This is a genomic window from Bradyrhizobium sp. USDA 372 (assembly GCF_053629095.1).
Map to the genome: position 1 here is coordinate 6,069,769 of NZ_JBRJHR010000001.1, position 17,252 is coordinate 6,087,020.

19 protein-coding genes are annotated in these 17,252 nt (G+C 64.8%); 18 read left to right on the forward strand and 1 reads right to left on the reverse strand.

What is annotated here, in order from left to right; genetic code table 11:
- The 17 genes from AB7M16_RS28380 (at position 1) to AB7M16_RS28460 (ending at position 14,572) form a co-directional block, all read left to right on the forward strand.
- A complete protein-coding gene (locus AB7M16_RS28380; RefSeq protein ID WP_453945717.1) occupies positions 1 to 1,314 on the forward strand; it encodes a MotB family protein in 1,314 nt (437 codons plus the stop codon).
- Positions 1,311 to 2,489: a chemotaxis protein gene (locus tag AB7M16_RS28385; protein WP_212254438.1), complete on the forward strand. Its 1,179-nt coding sequence runs from the start codon at positions 1,311 to 1,313 to the stop codon at positions 2,487 to 2,489. Before AB7M16_RS28380 ends, AB7M16_RS28385 begins: the two co-directional genes overlap by 4 nt.
- A complete protein-coding gene (locus AB7M16_RS28390) occupies positions 2,486 to 3,829 on the forward strand; it encodes a flagellar hook-length control protein FliK (protein ID WP_453945719.1) in 1,344 nt (447 codons plus the stop codon). Before AB7M16_RS28385 ends, AB7M16_RS28390 begins: the two co-directional genes overlap by 4 nt.
- Positions 3,780 to 4,361: a transglycosylase SLT domain-containing protein gene (locus tag AB7M16_RS28395; protein ID WP_453945721.1), complete on the forward strand. Its 582-nt coding sequence runs from the start codon at positions 3,780 to 3,782 to the stop codon at positions 4,359 to 4,361. The genes AB7M16_RS28390 and AB7M16_RS28395 overlap by 50 nt, the downstream gene beginning before the upstream one ends.
- A gap of 90 nt (positions 4,362 to 4,451) precedes the next feature.
- On the forward strand, positions 4,452 to 5,681 hold the full coding sequence (locus AB7M16_RS28400) for a flagellar hook protein FlgE (protein ID WP_212254441.1): 1,230 nt from the start codon (positions 4,452 to 4,454) through the stop codon (positions 5,679 to 5,681).
- A 34-nt stretch (positions 5,682 to 5,715) separates the two neighbouring features.
- Entirely contained in the window at positions 5,716 to 7,191 is a 1,476-nt protein-coding gene (flgK, locus tag AB7M16_RS28405) for a flagellar hook-associated protein FlgK (protein WP_453945723.1), read from the forward strand.
- A 3-nt stretch (positions 7,192 to 7,194) separates the two neighbouring features.
- Positions 7,195 to 8,241, forward strand: a complete 1,047-nt coding sequence (locus AB7M16_RS28410; RefSeq protein WP_172786945.1) for a flagellar hook-associated family protein — start codon at positions 7,195 to 7,197, stop codon at positions 8,239 to 8,241.
- Positions 8,242 to 8,296: 55 nt separating this feature from the next.
- The gene (gene flaF, locus AB7M16_RS28415; protein WP_172786944.1) at positions 8,297 to 8,641 is read left to right on the forward strand and encodes a flagellar biosynthesis regulator FlaF; all 345 of its coding nucleotides are present in this window, start codon (positions 8,297 to 8,299) and stop codon (positions 8,639 to 8,641) included.
- Entirely contained in the window at positions 8,641 to 9,051 is a 411-nt protein-coding gene (gene flbT, locus AB7M16_RS28420) for a flagellar biosynthesis repressor FlbT (RefSeq protein ID WP_453945725.1), read from the forward strand. Before flaF ends, flbT begins: the two co-directional genes overlap by 1 nt.
- 15 nt (positions 9,052 to 9,066) lie before the next feature.
- Positions 9,067 to 9,489 (forward strand): flagellar hook assembly protein FlgD, encoded by a 423-nt coding sequence (gene flgD / locus AB7M16_RS28425; protein WP_212254445.1) that lies wholly within the window; start codon positions 9,067 to 9,069, stop codon positions 9,487 to 9,489.
- A complete protein-coding gene (gene fliQ / locus AB7M16_RS28430; protein ID WP_025034323.1) occupies positions 9,486 to 9,752 on the forward strand; it encodes a flagellar biosynthesis protein FliQ in 267 nt (88 codons plus the stop codon). Before flgD ends, fliQ begins: the two co-directional genes overlap by 4 nt.
- Before the next feature lie 76 nt (positions 9,753 to 9,828).
- Positions 9,829 to 11,910: a flagellar biosynthesis protein FlhA gene (gene flhA, locus AB7M16_RS28435; protein WP_260382469.1), complete on the forward strand. Its 2,082-nt coding sequence runs from the start codon at positions 9,829 to 9,831 to the stop codon at positions 11,908 to 11,910.
- Positions 11,907 to 12,659, forward strand: a complete 753-nt coding sequence (gene fliR / locus AB7M16_RS28440; protein WP_453945728.1) for a flagellar biosynthesis protein FliR — start codon at positions 11,907 to 11,909, stop codon at positions 12,657 to 12,659. The genes flhA and fliR overlap by 4 nt, the downstream gene beginning before the upstream one ends.
- Positions 12,660 to 12,663: 4 nt before the next feature.
- Complete coding sequence (locus AB7M16_RS28445; protein ID WP_453945730.1) at positions 12,664 to 13,083, forward strand: hypothetical protein; 420 nt, start codon at positions 12,664 to 12,666, stop codon at positions 13,081 to 13,083.
- Complete coding sequence (locus AB7M16_RS28450) at positions 13,080 to 13,562, forward strand: rod-binding protein (RefSeq protein ID WP_453945732.1); 483 nt, start codon at positions 13,080 to 13,082, stop codon at positions 13,560 to 13,562. Before AB7M16_RS28445 ends, AB7M16_RS28450 begins: the two co-directional genes overlap by 4 nt.
- A 39-nt stretch (positions 13,563 to 13,601) precedes the next feature.
- The gene (locus AB7M16_RS28455) at positions 13,602 to 14,117 is read left to right on the forward strand and encodes a flagellar biosynthesis protein FlgN (protein ID WP_453945734.1); all 516 of its coding nucleotides are present in this window, start codon (positions 13,602 to 13,604) and stop codon (positions 14,115 to 14,117) included.
- Positions 14,114 to 14,572: a hypothetical protein gene (locus tag AB7M16_RS28460; RefSeq protein WP_212254451.1), complete on the forward strand. Its 459-nt coding sequence runs from the start codon at positions 14,114 to 14,116 to the stop codon at positions 14,570 to 14,572. The genes AB7M16_RS28455 and AB7M16_RS28460 overlap by 4 nt, the downstream gene beginning before the upstream one ends.
- 135 nt (positions 14,573 to 14,707) lie before the next feature.
- On the opposite strand, the gene AB7M16_RS28465 is transcribed toward AB7M16_RS28460, so the two are convergent.
- Complete coding sequence (locus tag AB7M16_RS28465; RefSeq protein ID WP_453947276.1) at positions 14,708 to 15,478, reverse strand: response regulator transcription factor; 771 nt, start codon at positions 15,476 to 15,478, stop codon at positions 14,708 to 14,710.
- Positions 15,479 to 16,298: 820 nt separating this feature from the next.
- Between AB7M16_RS28465 and AB7M16_RS28470 the strand changes: the two genes are divergently transcribed.
- The gene (locus AB7M16_RS28470) at positions 16,299 to 17,249 is read left to right on the forward strand and encodes a hypothetical protein (protein WP_453945736.1); all 951 of its coding nucleotides are present in this window, start codon (positions 16,299 to 16,301) and stop codon (positions 17,247 to 17,249) included.
- Positions 17,250 to 17,252 lie beyond the last annotated feature (3 nt).

A 17,252-nucleotide genomic window follows, 5' to 3' on the forward strand; every position in this document is an offset into this window, starting at 1 on the left:
ATGGAGGAGGTCAAGCATGAGATCGTGATCGTTCGCCGGCGCAGCGCCTTCGCCGAGGAGGCGCATCACGGCGGCGTCTGGAAGATCGCCTATGCGGACTTCATGACCGCGATGATGGCGTTCTTCCTGGTCATGTGGCTGCTCAACGCGCTCAACCAGGACCAGAAGCAGGTGGTCGCGAGTTATTTCAACCCGATCCAGCTCGCGGAAAATGCCCCCGCGCCGAAGGGCCTGAAGAATCTCTCCAAGAAGGAGCCGACCTCGTTCGAAGGTCAGGACGGCAAGCGCCAGCCGGCTGGCACGAACGAAGAACGTCGTGGTGACTCTCCGACCGCCGAGAAGCCGGCCTCCTTCGAGGAGAAGGTCCTGTTCCGCGATCCCTATGCGACGCTCGCCGAGATCGCCAATAGCGCGAACCAGTCTAGTGGCCAGCGGCGCGCCGGCGCTCTGACCTCCGCCGAAGAGGACGGCCTCAAGGGGGGCGATGCCTATCGCGATCCCTTCGATCCCGGCTATTGGAAGCTGGCGCCGCAGGCGTCCAAGGACGCCGATCGCTTCATCGAGAACGAGCCGAAGCCGAATGCCTCCGCGCGGGACGGCGCAGCCGGCGCGAATCCGGGCGAGCCGCAGGCGCGCCGGACCAGGACGGATGATGCCGGCGGCAGCGTGGCTCCGAACCCGGAGAGCCCGTACGCAAGCCTGTCGCCTCTGCTACCGCCGGGCTCCGCACCGACGCAGTCGGCACGCGAGGGCACCGTCCAAGCCGGCGTTCAGGCCAACGCCGCCCCGCAGGCGCGTCCTGGCGATACGGCGAAGGAGCCGGATGCGCGCGAGGTGGCGCAAACGCAGCAGCCGACCCTCAAGCAGCTTCAGTCCGCGATCGCAGAGGCGCTGTCGGACATCAAGGCAGGGGCGGGACCGGCGGCCGAGGTGCGTCAAGTCGAGGAGGGGCTCCTGATCAGCCTGACCGACGATGCGAGCTTCGGAATGTTCGCGGTCGGCTCGGCGGAGCCGCGTCCCGAGCTGATCCGCGCGATCGACAAGATCGGGCCGCTGCTGATGAAGCGCCCGGGCATGATCATCGTCCGCGGCCATACCGACAATCGGCCGTATCGGTCGGAGACCTACGACAATTGGCGACTGTCGACCGCGCGTGCGCAGATGGCCTACTACATGCTGGTTCGCTCTGGCGTCGATGTGCGGCGGATCGAGCATATCGAAGGTTACGCCGATCGGCGGCCGAAGCTTCCGAACGACCCGGCGGCCGCCCAGAACCGCCGGATCGAGATCCTGATCCGGGAGAAGCGCCCTTGATCAGGCTGCTGCGCCGCGCCGCTTGGCTGCTGCTGCCCTTCATGGCGGCAAATGCGCTTGCCCAGCCTGCGCCCCAGGGCGGGGAACCCTATGAGCTCGTCCGCGCGCTGCAAGCGGTGCAGGACGGCATCGCCAACGGCGACACTGCTGCACATGGCAGCCATATCGCGCTGATCCGGCAGATCGGGGAGAAGTTTCTCGCGGCCGATCCCGCCGTGTGGAGCAATCCGCAGAACGGCCAGGCGGTCGTCATCTACCTGCTCAGCGGCGGTGCGCCGCAAATCGTCCGCAAGCTGCCGCGGGACAAGATGAACGTCGACGAGCGGCTGTTCAATGGTGCGCTCGCCTATGTCGAGGGTCGTCAGGAGGAAGCGCGGGAGCTGCTCAAGGAGATCAAGCCGCGGACCATTCCCTCAGGACTGGGCGGACAGGTCGCGCTGGTTCAGGGCGCGCTGTTCGCGCGCGCCGAGGCCTCGCTCGCGATCGAGCGTCTGGACGATGCGCGCCTGCTGTTGCCGGGCACGCTGGTCGAGGAGGCGGCGCTGCGGCGCGAGATCCTGCTGGTGGGGCAGGCGGAGGATTTCGAGAAGTTCGAGTTCCTGACGCTGGCCTATATCCGCCATTACCGCAATTCGATCTATGCCGGCGATTTCTGGCAGCGCTTCTCCGCGGGGCTGACGCAGTCGAGCCTGGCACTCGACGATCGCCGCTTTGCGCGGATCTCCGCCCTGCTGGAGCAGATCGATCGCGCCAGCCGCCTCAAGCTCTATCTCGTGATCGCGCGCGCCGCGATGGTGCGCGGACGGCTGGCCATGACCCGACTTGCGGGCGAGCGGGCATTGACGCTCAGCGCGGACGCATCAGCGGAACGCGAGCGCGCCCATTTCTTCCGCGGCGCCTCGCGGGTGCTCACCGACGAATATGACGGCGGTCTCGCCGAACTGAAGGCGCTCGACCGGTCGAAGCTGCCCGAGCGCGACGTCCCCCTTCTCAATGCCGCCGTGCAGCTCGCGCTCGACGTCCGCAAGCCGTTCGCGGGCGGATCCGCCGCAGCAGCGGACAAGCCTCCGGCAACGCCGGCGCGGCTCGATCTGGCGTCATCGACCGCGACGCTCGCACGCGCGCAGAAGCAGCTCGGCGAACTCGAACTCCTGACCAAGGACCGCCGTCCATGACCAAGCTCAATGGAACCTCCGGACAGCTCTTCTCCGGTCTCGCCGAGAGTCTCAACGTGCGCGGGTCGCGCTCGGCAAAGGGCGCCGGGACCAAACCGCAGGCGAATTCGTCGTTCAACGATCTGCTCCACACCGTCTCGAACCTCGCCAAGCAGGCACTGAGCGAAGACGGCAGCGAGACGGCCGCGAAGACTGGAACGCTGCGCACGCGTCTGATCCATCCGACCGAACAGGAGAAGCCGAAGGAGGCGACGCTGCGCGAACGCGTGGCGGCCACCGCACATCCAAAGTCCATGGACGAGGCCTCCGACACCAAGTCCGACAAGCTGGCGGAGAAACCACGTCCGGTCGATGATGTCGCCGGGACGGATCGCCAGGACCAATCCGGCATCGCTGTCATGGTCGGCCAGGAGATCGCTGCCGCGCCTGCTGCGAAGCCGCAGATGCAATTGCCGTCCGCAGACAAGGACGCGCCCGCGCGCGACGAGCGGCCCCCCTCGGCGAAGCACGAGGCGCCAAGCGCCGTGAAGGCGGTGACCGCCGATACCGTCCCATCCGGTGCTGCCCAAGCCGGCGCACGCTCGCAGGCTACGGCGTCGCAAGCGATGGCCGAGTCGCAGCCGGCACCGACGCAAGGTGCGGAGTCTTCGAGTGCAATGCCGGCATCACCTGGCTTCGAGGCTGTTACGGCCGATGTCGAGCGCGCTGCCAAGGCTTCGGCGCGCGCGGCGCTGCCCGAGACGACCAAGGTCACCGTGGTCCAGCAGGAAACCCATCTGCCGCCGGCGCAGTTCAGCGCCCCGCAGCAGGTCGCCAACGCAGTCGTGGCCGAGCTGAAGGAACCGTCGGCCGCAGCGGCATCCGCGGCGCCCGATCTCGCGGCAGCCCAGACCAACGCACCGGATCAGCCGCTCAGGATCCTGACCGTCAATCTCGAACCGCCCGCGCTCGGCAACGTCACGGTGCGCCTGCGCCTCGTCGGCACCGAAGTGTCCGTCCAGCTCGCGGCCGAGCGCAAGGACACGAGCCAGATGCTCGACCGGCAGCGCGACCAGATCCGCGATCTCATGCAGTCGGCGGGCTATGTCGCGGACGTCGCGCCGGTCCAGCACGGTTCGCTGGATGGATTTCAGAGCGGCTCGGGCCAGTCGCAGCCGCAGCTCTCGGGCCAGCAACAATCCTCGCCGCAGTCGCAAGACGCGTTCGGCGGTGGGGGCACGTCGTCGGGGCAGTCCGACGGCGGCGCGAGGCAGGCCCGCCAGGAGCGCCCGTTCAGCCAGGAGACGCGTCATGATCAGGACGTGGCGCCGCATCATCGTCGCGGCCCTGTTTATCTCTAGTGCGAGCGCGGCCCAGGCGGCCGCCGAAACTGCGCGCCCCTGCGAGCGCGAGATGGCGCGCGCGGCGCAGCAGCACGGGATTCCGCTCGGCATTCTCTATGCGGTCGGGCTCACCGAGACCGGACGGCGCGGCGCGCTCCATCCCTATGCGCTCGGTGCCGACGGCCAGACCGTGTTCGCCAAGGACATGGATGATGCAATCGCGAATTTCGAGACCATGCGCAGCAAGGGGATCAAATTGATCGACCTCGGATGCATGCAGATCAATCACTATTACCACGGCGACAAGTTCGCTTCGGTGCAGGCGATGTTCGATCCCGCCAGGAACGTCCAATACGCCGCGCGCTTCCTCAAGGAGTTGAAGCAGCGCGAAGGCAGCTGGACCATGGCCGTCGCCCGCTACAACGCAGGTCCCAACAATCAGCCGGCGCAGAAGCGCTACGTCTGTCACATCGTCGCGCACCTCGTCTCGAGCGGCTTCGGCGCATGGACCGACAAGGCTCGCTCCTTCTGTCAGCCGAAAACGACCTGACAACATGAAGTTGTGCATCGCGCCCAATCATCAGCCCCGCGCAAGCAAGACCCCGCATTGTAGCTGCAACCTGACCAAGGAGTCCAATTCATGAGCCTGTATGGTGTTATGCGCACCGGCGTTTCCGGGATGAACGCGCAGTCCAACAAGCTGTCGACGGTCTCGGACAACATCGCCAACGTCAACACGACGGGCTACAAGCGGGCTTCGACGGAGTTCTCCTCGCTGATCCTGAAGAGCGGCTCCGGCAATTATGATTCCGGCGCGGTCGAAACCACCGTCCGTTATGCCATCTCCGACGCCGGCAACTATCACTTCACGACATCGACGACGGATCTTGCGGTCCAGGGCAACGGATTCTTCGTCGTGCAGGACGCGAACGGAAACAACTTCCTCACCCGTGCGGGCGCGTTCGTGCCCGACGAAACCGGCAACCTCGTCAACACAGCCGGCTTCCAGCTGATGGGGTACAACATCGCGAACGGCGCCGTCCCCAACGTCGCCGCCAACGGTTTCGGCGGCCTTCAGGTCATCAACGTCAACCAGATGGCGCTGCAGGCCGCGCCGTCCACCAAGGCGACCGTGGCCGCCAATCTCGATCCGAGCGCAACCGCGATCGCAGCGCCGGCAGGGCCCGCCAACTACACGTCGAAGACGTCGATGGTGACCTACGATAATATCGGCAATGCCGTGACGCTCGACGTCTATGCTGCCAAGACGGGCGCCAATACCTGGGATATCCAGGTCTACAACGGCGCCACTGCGTTGACGACGCCAGGCCCCGCAACCACGTTCACCTTCGACGTCACCGCGACCGGCAAGGGCAAATTGGCCGCGGCGAGCCCGACGGCGCTCTCGGTCGCGATCCCGGGCGGTTCCGCCGCCTTCAATATCGATATGTCGGCCATGACCCAGGTCGCTGCTGCCTTCGACTTCAAGGCGACGGTCGATGGCAACGCTCCGTCCGCCGTGGAGAAGGTGAACATCGACGACAAGGGCATCGTAACCGCCGTCCTCAAGAACGGCACCACGCTACCGAGCTTCCAGATCGCGCTCGCCACGGTGCCGAGCCCGGACCATCTGACGCCCGAAGTCGGCAACGTCTATTCGCCGAACCTGGAGTCCGGAAACGTGCAGGTTGGCCTCGCCGGCCAGGGCGGTCTCGGCACCGTCAAATCCGGCGCGCTGGAAGATTCCAACGTCGATCTCGCGGACGAACTGACCTCGATGATCGAAGCCCAGCGCGGCTTCACGGCGAACTCGAAATCGTTCCAGACCGGCGCGGATCTGCTGGACGTCGTCGTCAACCTGAAGCGCTGAATTCTTCGGCGCTCGTTTCGGGCAAGAGCACGCCATGTCGCTTACCGCCGCTCTCAACTCGGCTCGCTCCTCGCTCATGGCGTCGAGCATCCAGTCGTCGGTCATCTCGCGCAACATCGCCGGTGCCAGCGCCACCGGCTATTCGCGCAAGCTCACCGTGCTGGACAATCTGCCCGGCACCGGCGTCTATGTCGCGGCGATCCAGCGCGCCGCCAGCTCGGGCCTCTACAACAACGTCCTGATCGCGACCTCGTCGTCGGCCAAGCAAACCGCGCTCTATGACGGCCTGCAGAAGATCGCCACCGCGACGGTGGACGATCCCGAGCTCGACCAGTCGCCGACGGCGCAGCTCAATGCGCTGAAGCAGGCGTTGCAGAAATACGCCAACGCCCCGGACAACACCACGCTGGCACAGGCGGCGGTCGCGTCCGCCAAGGACATGGCGACCGCGCTCAACCAGGCGACCCGAACCGTGCAGTCGGTCCGCGAGAGCGCCGATGCCGACATGAAGACGTCGGTTCAGAACATCAACCAGCTGCTCTCCCAGTTCGAGACCGTGAACACGGCGATCGTGAAGGGCACGATCTCCGGCGACGACATTACCGACTACCTCGACCAGCGCGACAGCATCGTCTCGCAGCTGTCGCAGGAGGTCGGCGTCACCATGTCGATCCGCCCCAACGGCGACGCGGCGCTCTACGCCGACAGCGGCGTCGTGCTGTTCGACAAGACGGCGCGGACGGTGAGCTTTGCGCCGACGACCGCCTACACCGCCGGCACCACGGGCAATGCCGTCTACATCGACGGGGTCCCCGTGACCGGGGCCAATTCGGTGATGCCGCTGAAGTCGGGCAAGCTCGCAGGGCTGGCTCAGCTGCGCGACCAGGACACCGTCACCTATCAGAGCCAGCTCGACGAAATCGCGCGCGGCCTGATCAATACGTTCAGGGAAAGCGATCAGACCGCCGCGGCACTGCCCGACGTTCCCGGTCTCTTCACCTATCCGGGCGCGCCGGCGATGCCGGCGAGCGCAACCGTCTCGGTGGGCCTCGCCGGCACGATCTCGGTCGCCGCATCGGTCGATCCGGCCCTGGGCGGCAACCCGAATCTGCTGCGCGACGGTGCGATCAGCGGCAACCCCGCCTATCAATACAACACCGCCGGCAACGGCGGCTATTCGACCCGGCTGCAGCAGCTCATCGGTGGCATGGATGCCTCGCAGCCGTTCGATGCAACGACGCAAGGCAAGCCGAGCGGCAGCCTGATCGACTTCGCATCGTCCTCGGCAAGCTGGATCGAAAACCAGCGCAAGGCCGCCAACGACAACTCCGAGTACCAGAGCACGTTGCTCAACCGCAGCATCACGGCGTTGTCCAACGTCAACGGCGTCAACATGGACGACGAGATGGCCTTGATGCTCCAGGTCGAGCGCACCTATTCGGCCTCGTCGAAGATCATCTCGACCGTCGATGAAATGCTGCAGAGCTTGCTCGCTGCCGTGGGGAACTAAGTCATGATGAGCGCGAACTACATTTCCACCCTGATGTTGTCCTCCTCGTTGAGGTATTCGATCACGAACAACCAGGCGGCGCTGAGCAAGGCCTCGACCGAGGCGACCACCGGCCGCTTCGCCGATATCGGCCTCGAGCTCGGTGCAACGACGGGAAGCGACCTCACGCTGCGGGCGGACTTCAGCTTCGCCGATCAGCTCGTCGACACCAACGGGCTCGTCTCGGGGCGCCTGGACGTGACGCAGAACCGGATCACCCAGCTCAGCAAGACCGCGACGGATTTCCTCAAGGACCTGATCGCGGCCCGCAGCACCGACGGCGGCGGGCGGGTCATCCTGCCGCCTGCATCCTCCAATCTCCAGGATCTGATCGGGGCGCTAAACGTCTCCTATAACGGCTCCTATCTGTTCTCGGGCATCAACACGCAGAACGCGCCGATCACGCCTTACGTCGCGGGCTCGGCCAGCAAGAACCAGGTCGATGCGGATTTTCTCGCGGCCTTCGGCTTCTCGCAATCCTCAGCCAGCGTCGCCACCATTACCCCGGCCCAGATGCAGACCTTCCTCGACACCACCTTCGATGCCGAGTTTGCCAGCCCGGCCTGGAACACCAACTGGTCGTCGGCGACCGACCAGACCATGCAAAGCCGGATCTCCACCACCGAGATCGCAGATACGTCCGTGAGCGCCAACCAGACCGGCTTCCGCAAGCTCGCCGAGGCCTACACCATGATGGCCGACCTCGGGAACGTGAAGCTGAGCCAGGAGACGTTCCAGGTCGTGGTGGACAAGGCCATCGGGCTCGTCGGCAACGCCATCAACGACCTCGCTGCGCTCGGCGGCAGCGTCGGCACGGTCCAGCAGCGGATCACCACAGCAACCACCAAGCTCAAGACGCAGCAGGACATCCTGAACAATCAGATCGTCGGCATGGAGAAGGTCGACCCGACCGAAGCCTCGGTCCGGGTCAACACGCTGCAGACACAGATCCAGACGGCGCTGGCGCTCACTTCGCAGCTCCAGAAGATCAGCCTCATCAATTATCTCTGAATAGGGGCTCGTAACCTTTGTCCAGTTGTTCGGTCTCCTGCGAAGAGTGGTCCTGATGACGTTTGAAGCCTATGAAGCGGTCGTCGACGAAAGTGGCTATGAGGCGCGCAGCCGCGAGCGGCAGGCGCTCAGCCTCGGCATCGATCGGCTCGAGCGGATCCAGAAGGGGCGTTTCAGCCTCGAGGACCAGGTCGAGAGCCTGCTCTATGTGCGGCGGCTGTGGACGATCTTCATCGAGGATCTCGCACACCCCGAGAACGGGCTGCCGGACAAGCTGCGCGCCGACATCATCTCGATCGGGCTGTGGGTGGTCAAGGAAGCCGACCGCCTCCGCGAGCAGAGGTCGAGCGACGTGGTGCAGCTCATCGAAATCAACCGCCTGATCCGAGACGCGCTTTAATGAAGATCTCCTTGCGCGCGGGCGAACGGATCTACATCAACGGCGCGGTGCTCCGCGTCGACCGCAAGGTCTCCGTCGAGCTCGTCAACGACGTGATGTTCCTGCTCGAAGGGCAGGTCATGCAGGCGCCCGACGCCACCACGGCGCTGCGACAGCTCTACTTCATCGTCCAGCTCATGCTGATGAACCCGACCGACGTCCGCGACGCCGCCGCGCTCTACGCGCAGCATTACGCGGCCCTGTGTGCCGTTTGCGAGAGCCGCGAGATGCTCGACGGGCTCGGCGCGATCCACGAGCTGGTGGGGGCGACCCGCTATTTCGAGGCGCTCAAGCGGATTCGGGCGCTGTTTCCGGTGGAGCAGGCCATCCTGGCTGGCGCCGCCAATGTTTCCCCAGTCGAAGCTGCCTGACAGCGGAGAGACAAGATGAACGTCAACAGCGCGACCGACACGACCGGCAAGTCGTCCAGCTCGAACGCGATCAACTCGCCGACGTCGAGCAACAGCGTGGACTACAACACGTTTCTCCAGCTCCTCATTGCCGAGATGAAGAATCAGGATCCGACGAATCCAATGGATACCTCGCAATATATGAGCCAGTTCGCCCAGCTCTCGACCGTCGAGCAGGCGATGCAGACGAATTCGAAGCTCGACGCGCTGCTGTCCTCGCAGTCCTTGTCGCAGGCCAACGGGTTGATCGGGAAGACGGTCAGCTTCACCGACTCGACCGGCGCCACCTTCAGCGGCAAGGTCGTCTCGGTCTCCATCAACAGCGACGGCTCCATCGCGACCCTTCAGGACGGCACGAAGGTCGCGGTCGGACCGGGGCTCACGATCAGCCAGTCATGAACGAGCGGGACGCCCTCGATATCGTCCAGGCGGCGATCTGGACCATCATCGTCGCCTCCGGGCCGGCAGTCGGTGCAGCCATGCTGGTCGGCACCGTCATCGCGCTGATCCAGGCGCTGACCCAGATCCAGGAGGTGACGCTGACCTTCGTTCCGAAGATCATCGTCATTCTCCTGGTCGTAGCCGTCTCCGGCTCCTTCATCGGCGCGCATCTGTCGACCTTCACCGAGATGGTCTATTCGCGGATCGAACGCGGCTTCTGATCCGGACGGCCCCGGCACCATCCCCGCGTAAGCTTTGCGCGGCAGATTGCGAACCGGACCCCTCTGCCGGTGACCCATGGCCGATACGTTAGCTGCTAGCCTGCCCAATCCGCGCCGCCTCGGAACGGATGCCTTCTTCGCCGGCGGCATCGTGACCATGCTCACGATCCTGTTCCTGCCGATTCCCCCGATCCTGATCGACCTCGGCCTCGCGTTCTCGATCGCGCTGTCGGCGCTGATCCTGATGGTCGCGCTGTGGATTCAGCGGCCGCTCGACTTCTCGGCCTTCCCGACCGTGCTGCTGATCGCGACGATCCTGCGCCTGGCGCTGAACATCGCGACGACGCGCCTGATCCTGTCGCGGGGTGGGGAGGGCGAACAGGCGGCAGGCCATGTCGTTGCCGGCTTCTCGAAGTTCGTCATGGGCGGCGACTTCGTCATCGGCCTCATCATCTTCGCGATCCTGGTGACGGTGAATTTCGTCGTGATCACCAAGGGCGCGACGCGTATCGCCGAGGTCGGCGCCCGCTTCACCTTGGACGCCATTCCCGGCAAGCAGATGGCGATCGACGCGGACCTGTCCGCCGGCTTGATCGACGACAAGGAGGCCCAGCGCCGGCGCCGCGAGCTCGAAGAGGAGAGCGCGTTCTTCGGCGCCATGGACGGCGCCTCGAAATTCGTCCGCGGCGACGCCATTGCCGCCCTCATCATTACCGCGATCAACATCTTCGGCGGCATCGTCATCGGCGTCACTCATCACGGATTGACTCTGTCCCGCGCCGCCGACGTCTACACCAAGCTTTCCGTCGGCGACGGTCTGGTGTCGCAGATGCCGGCGCTGATCGTCTCGCTGTCGGCGGGCCTCCTGGTCTCCAAGGGCGGTACCAGGGGCTCGGCGGAGCAGGCGGTGCTGCGGCAGCTCGGCGGCTATCCGCGCGCGGTGTCGGCGGCCGCGCTGATGATGTTCGTGCTCGCTCTGATGCCGGGGCTGCCGATGGCGCCGTTCGTGCTGCTCGGGGGCGTCATGGCCTTCGTCGGCTACTCGCTGCCGAAGCGCCAAGCCGCGCGGGAGCGCAAGGAGGCGGCCTCGAAGGCCGACGAGCGCGCCCAGGCCGAGGCCAAGGAATCCGTCAAGGAGCAGCTCAAGACCGCCGAGATCGAGCTCGCGCTCGGCGGCCACCTTTCGGTCCATCTGTTGGGCTCGCGCAACGAGCTTGCCCACCGCGTGGCCAAGATCCGCAAGAAATTCGCAAAGCAGTACGGCTTCGTCATTCCCGAGATCAAGCTCACCGACAATCTGTCGATCGATCCCAAGAGCTATCAGATCCGGATTCACGACACGCGCGTTGCCCATGGCGAGCTCAGGCTCGGCGAGGTGCTGGTACTGGTCGACAAGGACGGCAAGCCCGACGTGCCAGGCGACGAGGTGATCGAGCCTGCGTTCGGCATGAAGGCGCTGTGGGTGACGGAAGCCTTCACCGACGAAGTCAAGCGGCAGGGCTGCAAGCCGGTCGACAATCTGTCGGTGCTGCTCACGCATTTGAGCGAAGTGATCAGGGCGAACCTCGCCCAGCTGCTGTCCTACAAGGACATGCGTGCCCTGCTCGACCGGCTCGATCCCGAATACAAGCGCCTGGTCGAGGATCTCTGCCCGTCACAGATCTCCTATTCGGGCCTGCTGGCGATCCTGAAGATCCTGCTGGCCGAGCGCGTGTCGATCCGCAACCTCCATCTGATCCTCGAGGCGATCGCCGAGATCGCGCCGCATGTGCGGCGCTCCGAGCTGGTCGCAGAGCACGTGCGGACGCGGCTCGCCCAGCAGATCTGCGGCGATCTCTCCGACAATGGCGTGCTCAACGTGGTCCGTCTCGGCAACCGCTGGGACCTCGCCTTCCACCAGAGCCTGAAGCGCGATGCCAAGGGTGACGTCGTCGAGTTCGACGCCGACCCGCGCCTGATCGAGCAGTTCGCGACCGAAGCCAGCGCCGCGATCCGGAAATTCACCGAGAGCGGCACCAGCGTGGTGCTGGCCGTGACGCCGGAAGCGCGCCCCTATGTCCGGATGATCCTGGAGCGGGTGTTCCCGACATTGCCGATCCTGTCGCATGTCGAAGTCGCACGCAGCGCCGAGATCAGGGCACTCGGAGCCATATCGTGATCTCCGGTCTCGCCGACAGCGTGCTGGTGACGTTCATCGTGTTCTGCCGCATCGGTGCCTGCCTGATGCTGGTGCCCGGCTATTCCAGCGTCAACGTGCCGCCCCAGGTGCGCCTGTTCGTCGCCCTGGTCACGACGTTTGCGCTGACGCCGATCCTGATCGCCATCCTGAAGCCGCTCACGGACAACGCGGCGCCGCTGACGCTGGCGCTCCTGATCTGCTCCGAGCTCGTGGTCGGCAGCGTCATCGGGCTCGGCGGACGCGTGTTCTTCCTCGCCCTCCAGACCATGGCGACCATGATGGCGGGCGCGATCGGCCTGAGCAACATCCCGGGCACGCCGGTCGCCGACACCGATCCGGCACCGGCCCTGGTGCCGCTGATCATGGCGGCCGTCACCACTTTGTTCTTCATGACCGACCAGCACTGGCAGGTGCTGCGGGGGCTGATGAACTCCTACGACGTCTGGAAGCCCGGCAACAGGCTGGGAGGCGGCGTGGCGCTCGACCTGCTCGTCGGCCGCCTTTCGGAAGCGTTCGTGCTGACGCTGCGGATCTCGAGTCCCTTCATCGTCTATTCGGTCATCGTCAACCTGGCGGTCGGCCTGATCAACAAGCTGACGCCGGCCATTCCGGTCTATTTCATCTCGGTGCCCTTCGTGCTGTTCGGCGGCTTCCTGCTGCTCTACCTCACCAGCGACGAGCTGCTGACGCAGTTCATGCTGGGCGTGTCGTCGTGGCTGGCGGAGTGATGTCATGACGTCGCGCGCGGACAAGCTCGGCCGGATGGTCTCGCTGGTGAAGCTTCAGCTCCGGCTCTCCGAATGGCAGCTCGCACAATTGCGGCAGCAGGAGCGCAGCCTGCAAGAAGAGCAGGAATGGTTGGTCGGAGCCTTGAACGATGGAAAGCCGCCGGCGGGATCGTCGAACGAATCGATCGCCCGGCGGCTCAACAGGACGAGCGTCGGCGCCCGCGCGGTGCAGGCGCAGGCCGCGCAGCAGCTCGACCAGGTTCGCCGCGAGACCCGCCGCGTGAAACAGCTCGAGGAGGTCGCCAAGGCCGCGCTCGCCGACAAGCTCCGCGATGCCGAGAAGCGCTCGCTCGAGGACATGACGGGAACGAGCCTTACCGTGCGCGCGTGGACGCCACTGCCAGCCAACCGGAACAAGACATGATCGTGACAGCGACGCCCGACCTCGTCCTCGACGTCCTCGAAGCCGCCGACCCCGTGGCGCAGCGTGCCGCGACCGCGAAGCTCGATGCGCTGAAATCATCGGACGCCGATTTCGCCGCCACGATGGAGGCGGAAGTCGGCAAGGCCGAAGCGGCGACTGCCGACCAAGTCGCGGCGAAAGTCGCCGAAGCGCAGTCGGGGGCAGTGAACGGTGCACCGGTGCAGGTGATCAAGGCGCCGGCATCCGGCGAGGTTTATCGCAAGTTCGAAGCCTTCATCCTCCAGACCTTCGTCGAGACGATGTTGCCGAAGGACTCGGAGGAGGTCTTCGGCAAGGGCACGGCTGGCGGCGTCTGGAAGTCGATGCTTGCAGAGCAGCTCGGCAATCAGCTGGCAAAGGGCAAGGGCGTCGGCATCGCCCGGCAGCTCGCCGCCGCACATCCGGCCGGACCGGACGCTGCGGGGAAGGCCGGATCGTGATCGGCGAACGGGTGACAGAAGTTGAGAGGTGAATTTCCAATGCAGGCACAAGAAGGCGCGGTGGCCGTGGCGGCGATGGACCAGGCGGTCGCGGACACCGAGATGATGACGACGGGAGCCGCAGCAAGCGATGCGCTGCTGCCGGTGCTGCTGCCGATCGGGGGTGGCGAGGCGATGGTCGACGCCGCGGATGCGGTGAGATCGGACGAGATGCGTGGCCTGCTGGCCGCAATCCGCCGGCTAGCGAGTATCGTCGAGGAGGAGACGACCGCACTCGCGACGGGCCAGAAGATCGATTTCGACGACTTCAGCGCGCGGAAGAGCCGGAGCATGCTCGAGTTCGTCCGCCTGATGCGGGCGCGGATGCACCTCGGCGGCGAGGTCGAGATCACCGAGGAGATTCAGCGGCTGCGGGAGAAGCTCGAACGGAATCGTTCCATTCTGGAAATGCACTACGACGCGGTCCGCGAGGTCGCGAGCATCATCGTCAAGGCGGTCAAGGACGCCGAGTCGGACGGCACCTATACCGGTCGCACAGCGCAGGACGGAAAATGATCAGACTGGTGCTGGCCGGGCTCTGGGTATGCATCCTGACGGCGGGCACGAGCTATGCCGTCGCCTATTGGAAGGAGAAGGGCAGCCTGCTGCCGGCGAAGGACGAATATCTCGAAGGGCTGCAATATCACAAGACGCGGGCGCTGAGCGTGCCGATGGTCGAGAACGGCAATGTGCAGGGCTACATCGTCGCGCGCTTCGTCTACACCATGGAGGGGCGGACCATGCACCAGCTGAACGTTCCGCCGGAGCCGTTCGTCGTCGACGAGGCCTTCCGCAGGATCTATGCCGACGATCGTCTCGACTTCAGGAAGCTCGCCCGCTACGACCTCGCCGTCCTGACCACGGCCATCAAGCAACGCGTCAACGAACGGATGCAGGGTGACATCGTCCAGGACGTCCTGGTCGAGGACTTCAACTACGTCTCCAAGGAAGAATTCCAGCAGAAGCCGTAGGGGATGCTGTTCGGAATAGCGCGGCGCTTGCGCCGCCACGGCAAGCCCGCGTGCTGCCGTCTCTGCCGCTGAAAGCGCAACGGCCTCTGCTGCTCGCAGAGGCCGTTACCGGTTTGGTGGCGATGTCCTGCCGCGTCAGTTGCTGGCCGGGTATGCGGCCGGGGCGGCCTGCGCCCGGTTCAGGAGGATGCCGACGTCGTCGAGCTCCTGCACCGGCTCGTCGAGGGTTTCGCCCGCCGGGATGTTGAGGCGGTATCCGACGTAGCGCCGGGCCACGATCGCGTCGAAGCCGAGGCGGTCGCGGAGCTTCTTGCGCAGCTTGCTGACGTGGCTCTCGATCACGCTCTCGTCGAAGGTGGACTCGAAGATGCCGTAGACCGCGTTGAAGATCTGCGTCTTGGTGATCCACTTGCCGTGGTTGGCCACCATATATTCGAGAATGCGCAGTTCGCGGCGGGGCAGGGTGAGGGCGTGGCCCGCGATTTCGGGGTCACGGCCGTTGAAGAAGACCTGGATCCTGCTCTCGCAGGGTCTCGGCAGCTCGCCCACCCGGCGGCGCGCGATCGCGGCCGTTCGGGCGAGGATCTCGCGCAGGTGTATAGGCACGTGCACGACATCGTCCACGCCCGATTCGAACAGCTCCAGCGTGTTCTTGAGCATCCTCTGGCCGCTCATGGCGATGATGGGAGCCGATGAGCGCTTGCGCATCGCCCGCGGCAGGCTTCCGCGGGCATCGCAATCCCCGAGGAGAAAGGCGTCCACCGCCGCCAGATCGGATTCGCTCGCAGATTGCAACCAGTCCCAGAATTCTCCGGAGGAGAAGCCGATCGACGATACGCCTTCGCGAACGAGCCCTCCGACGTAGCTGTTCGCGACGCTCTCGCGATCATCAACGATAATATACATCAGTCTTTCGCCCCTGTTTCGCACTTGTTGCGGCCGGTTGGGTTGTTGTGATGCCCCGGCTCGGCAACGATGCTGTTTGACGACATTCCATCCCGCGAACCGTTGTTATGGTTTCGATATTCGCGGGCAGCCCTACGCGTTCAGTGCCTGCGTCTCGCGGGCCTGTTACTTCAACTCGATACTGAAACGCTTACTGCGTGAGGCTCGGCGGGCGTCTTACGGATCACCTCGCGGAGCAGATTGAGAAACGACCTAGAACAGTTGCGCCAAGTTGCTCATCGCGTCCGAACACTGCTGAACTGTGTCGATCTCCTCGCCAACTGGCGAGAATCACTTGAGTAGGACCGTAACAATTGCCGATTCCCGATCAAGCGTGCGTAAGAAAGCGATTGCTACGTGTGCTTGATGCTGTTGATTCGTTTCTGGTTGTTTCTTGATGTATCCAATCGTATCAGTTGATTTGAATCCTAAACTGGTTTTGCACCGTCGTGGTTGTATGGTTCCGCATCCCCGTACAATTACAGCCGTTTTGGGTGGTGCTCCGAGTCATGCAAATTGTGGGGTTTTCAACCCCGGATTGACACTGGAACCCGCTTTACCGCGTGCGACAATTCGACTCACGTCTGCGCCGCGACTCCAGCTTGGTGAAATCTTGGCGAGTATGTGTCTTTCGAGTCGCACTCTCGCCACGTGTATGACGCGATCGACTCATGCGACGTCTCATCGCGCATGATGAAAAGCTTTCGACACGCACGTTTCAGGCAAGCTTCGGCAAATAGCGTCACCGCTCGACAGACCGAACCGAACGGAGCATTTGCATATGTTGTCCGATGGACAAGCTCGTCCCAACGCGACCGCGGATGTTTTCGCGGCGGCGAAGCCGGCGCCGGAGGCGAGCGATACAATGGACAACGCGGCGCGAACGCCCAAGCCTGCCGCGAGCGCAAAGCGTGTATCGGCCGCGGCGAGCGACGAAGCTCTCGCAAAGGAGGCACTCGAGGGCTTGAAGCGCATTCGTGCCAAGGCACGGCTCGACAAGATGGCAATCCCGAAACCTGCGCCGGTCGCGATCAAGCCGGCCGTGATCGTGGCGAAGCCGCCGCCGCCTCGTCCGACATGGGTCGTGCCGCTCGCAACGCTGGCGGTCGCTGCCATGTTGGTGGTCTGCGCCTGCACCGGCGTGATCGCCTATCTCACCACCCAGCCGGCGCCGAACAACGTTGCGGCCAATGCGGAGATCAGGAATCTGCGCGAGACCGTCGCGCAGCTGCGCAAGCAGGTGTCGGGCGTGTCTGAAAATCTCGACGGCTTGCGCACCGCGGTCGATCAATCCAGCAAGGTCACGAACGATCGCTTCGGCAGGTTTGCGGAGAATCTGGACCGGATCGAGCGGGTGAGCTCGTCCTCGACGGCAAAGCTCGACAGGCTCGCTCAGGTGCAGGCCCAGGCTCCTGCGCCGGCGACGGTGCAAACGCAGCCGGTGTCGCCGCAAGGGCCGATGGTGGCCGCAGTCGCCGCGCCCGAATTCACGGGATCGGTGCCTGCACTCGAGCGGGCGTCGGCGCCGCGCAAGGCAATCAAGGGCTGGTCGGTCCGTCAGGCCTATGAGGGGATCGCGATCCTGCAAGGCCCGAACGGCGTCATCGAAGCCGTGCTGGGACAGCAGGTGCCCGGTCTTGGACGCATCGAAGAGATCAGGAACGATAACGGGCGCCTGGTGGTGGAAGCCGGCGGCGGCGTCATCTACTCGTCGCGCAAGGCAACGCCCTGATCG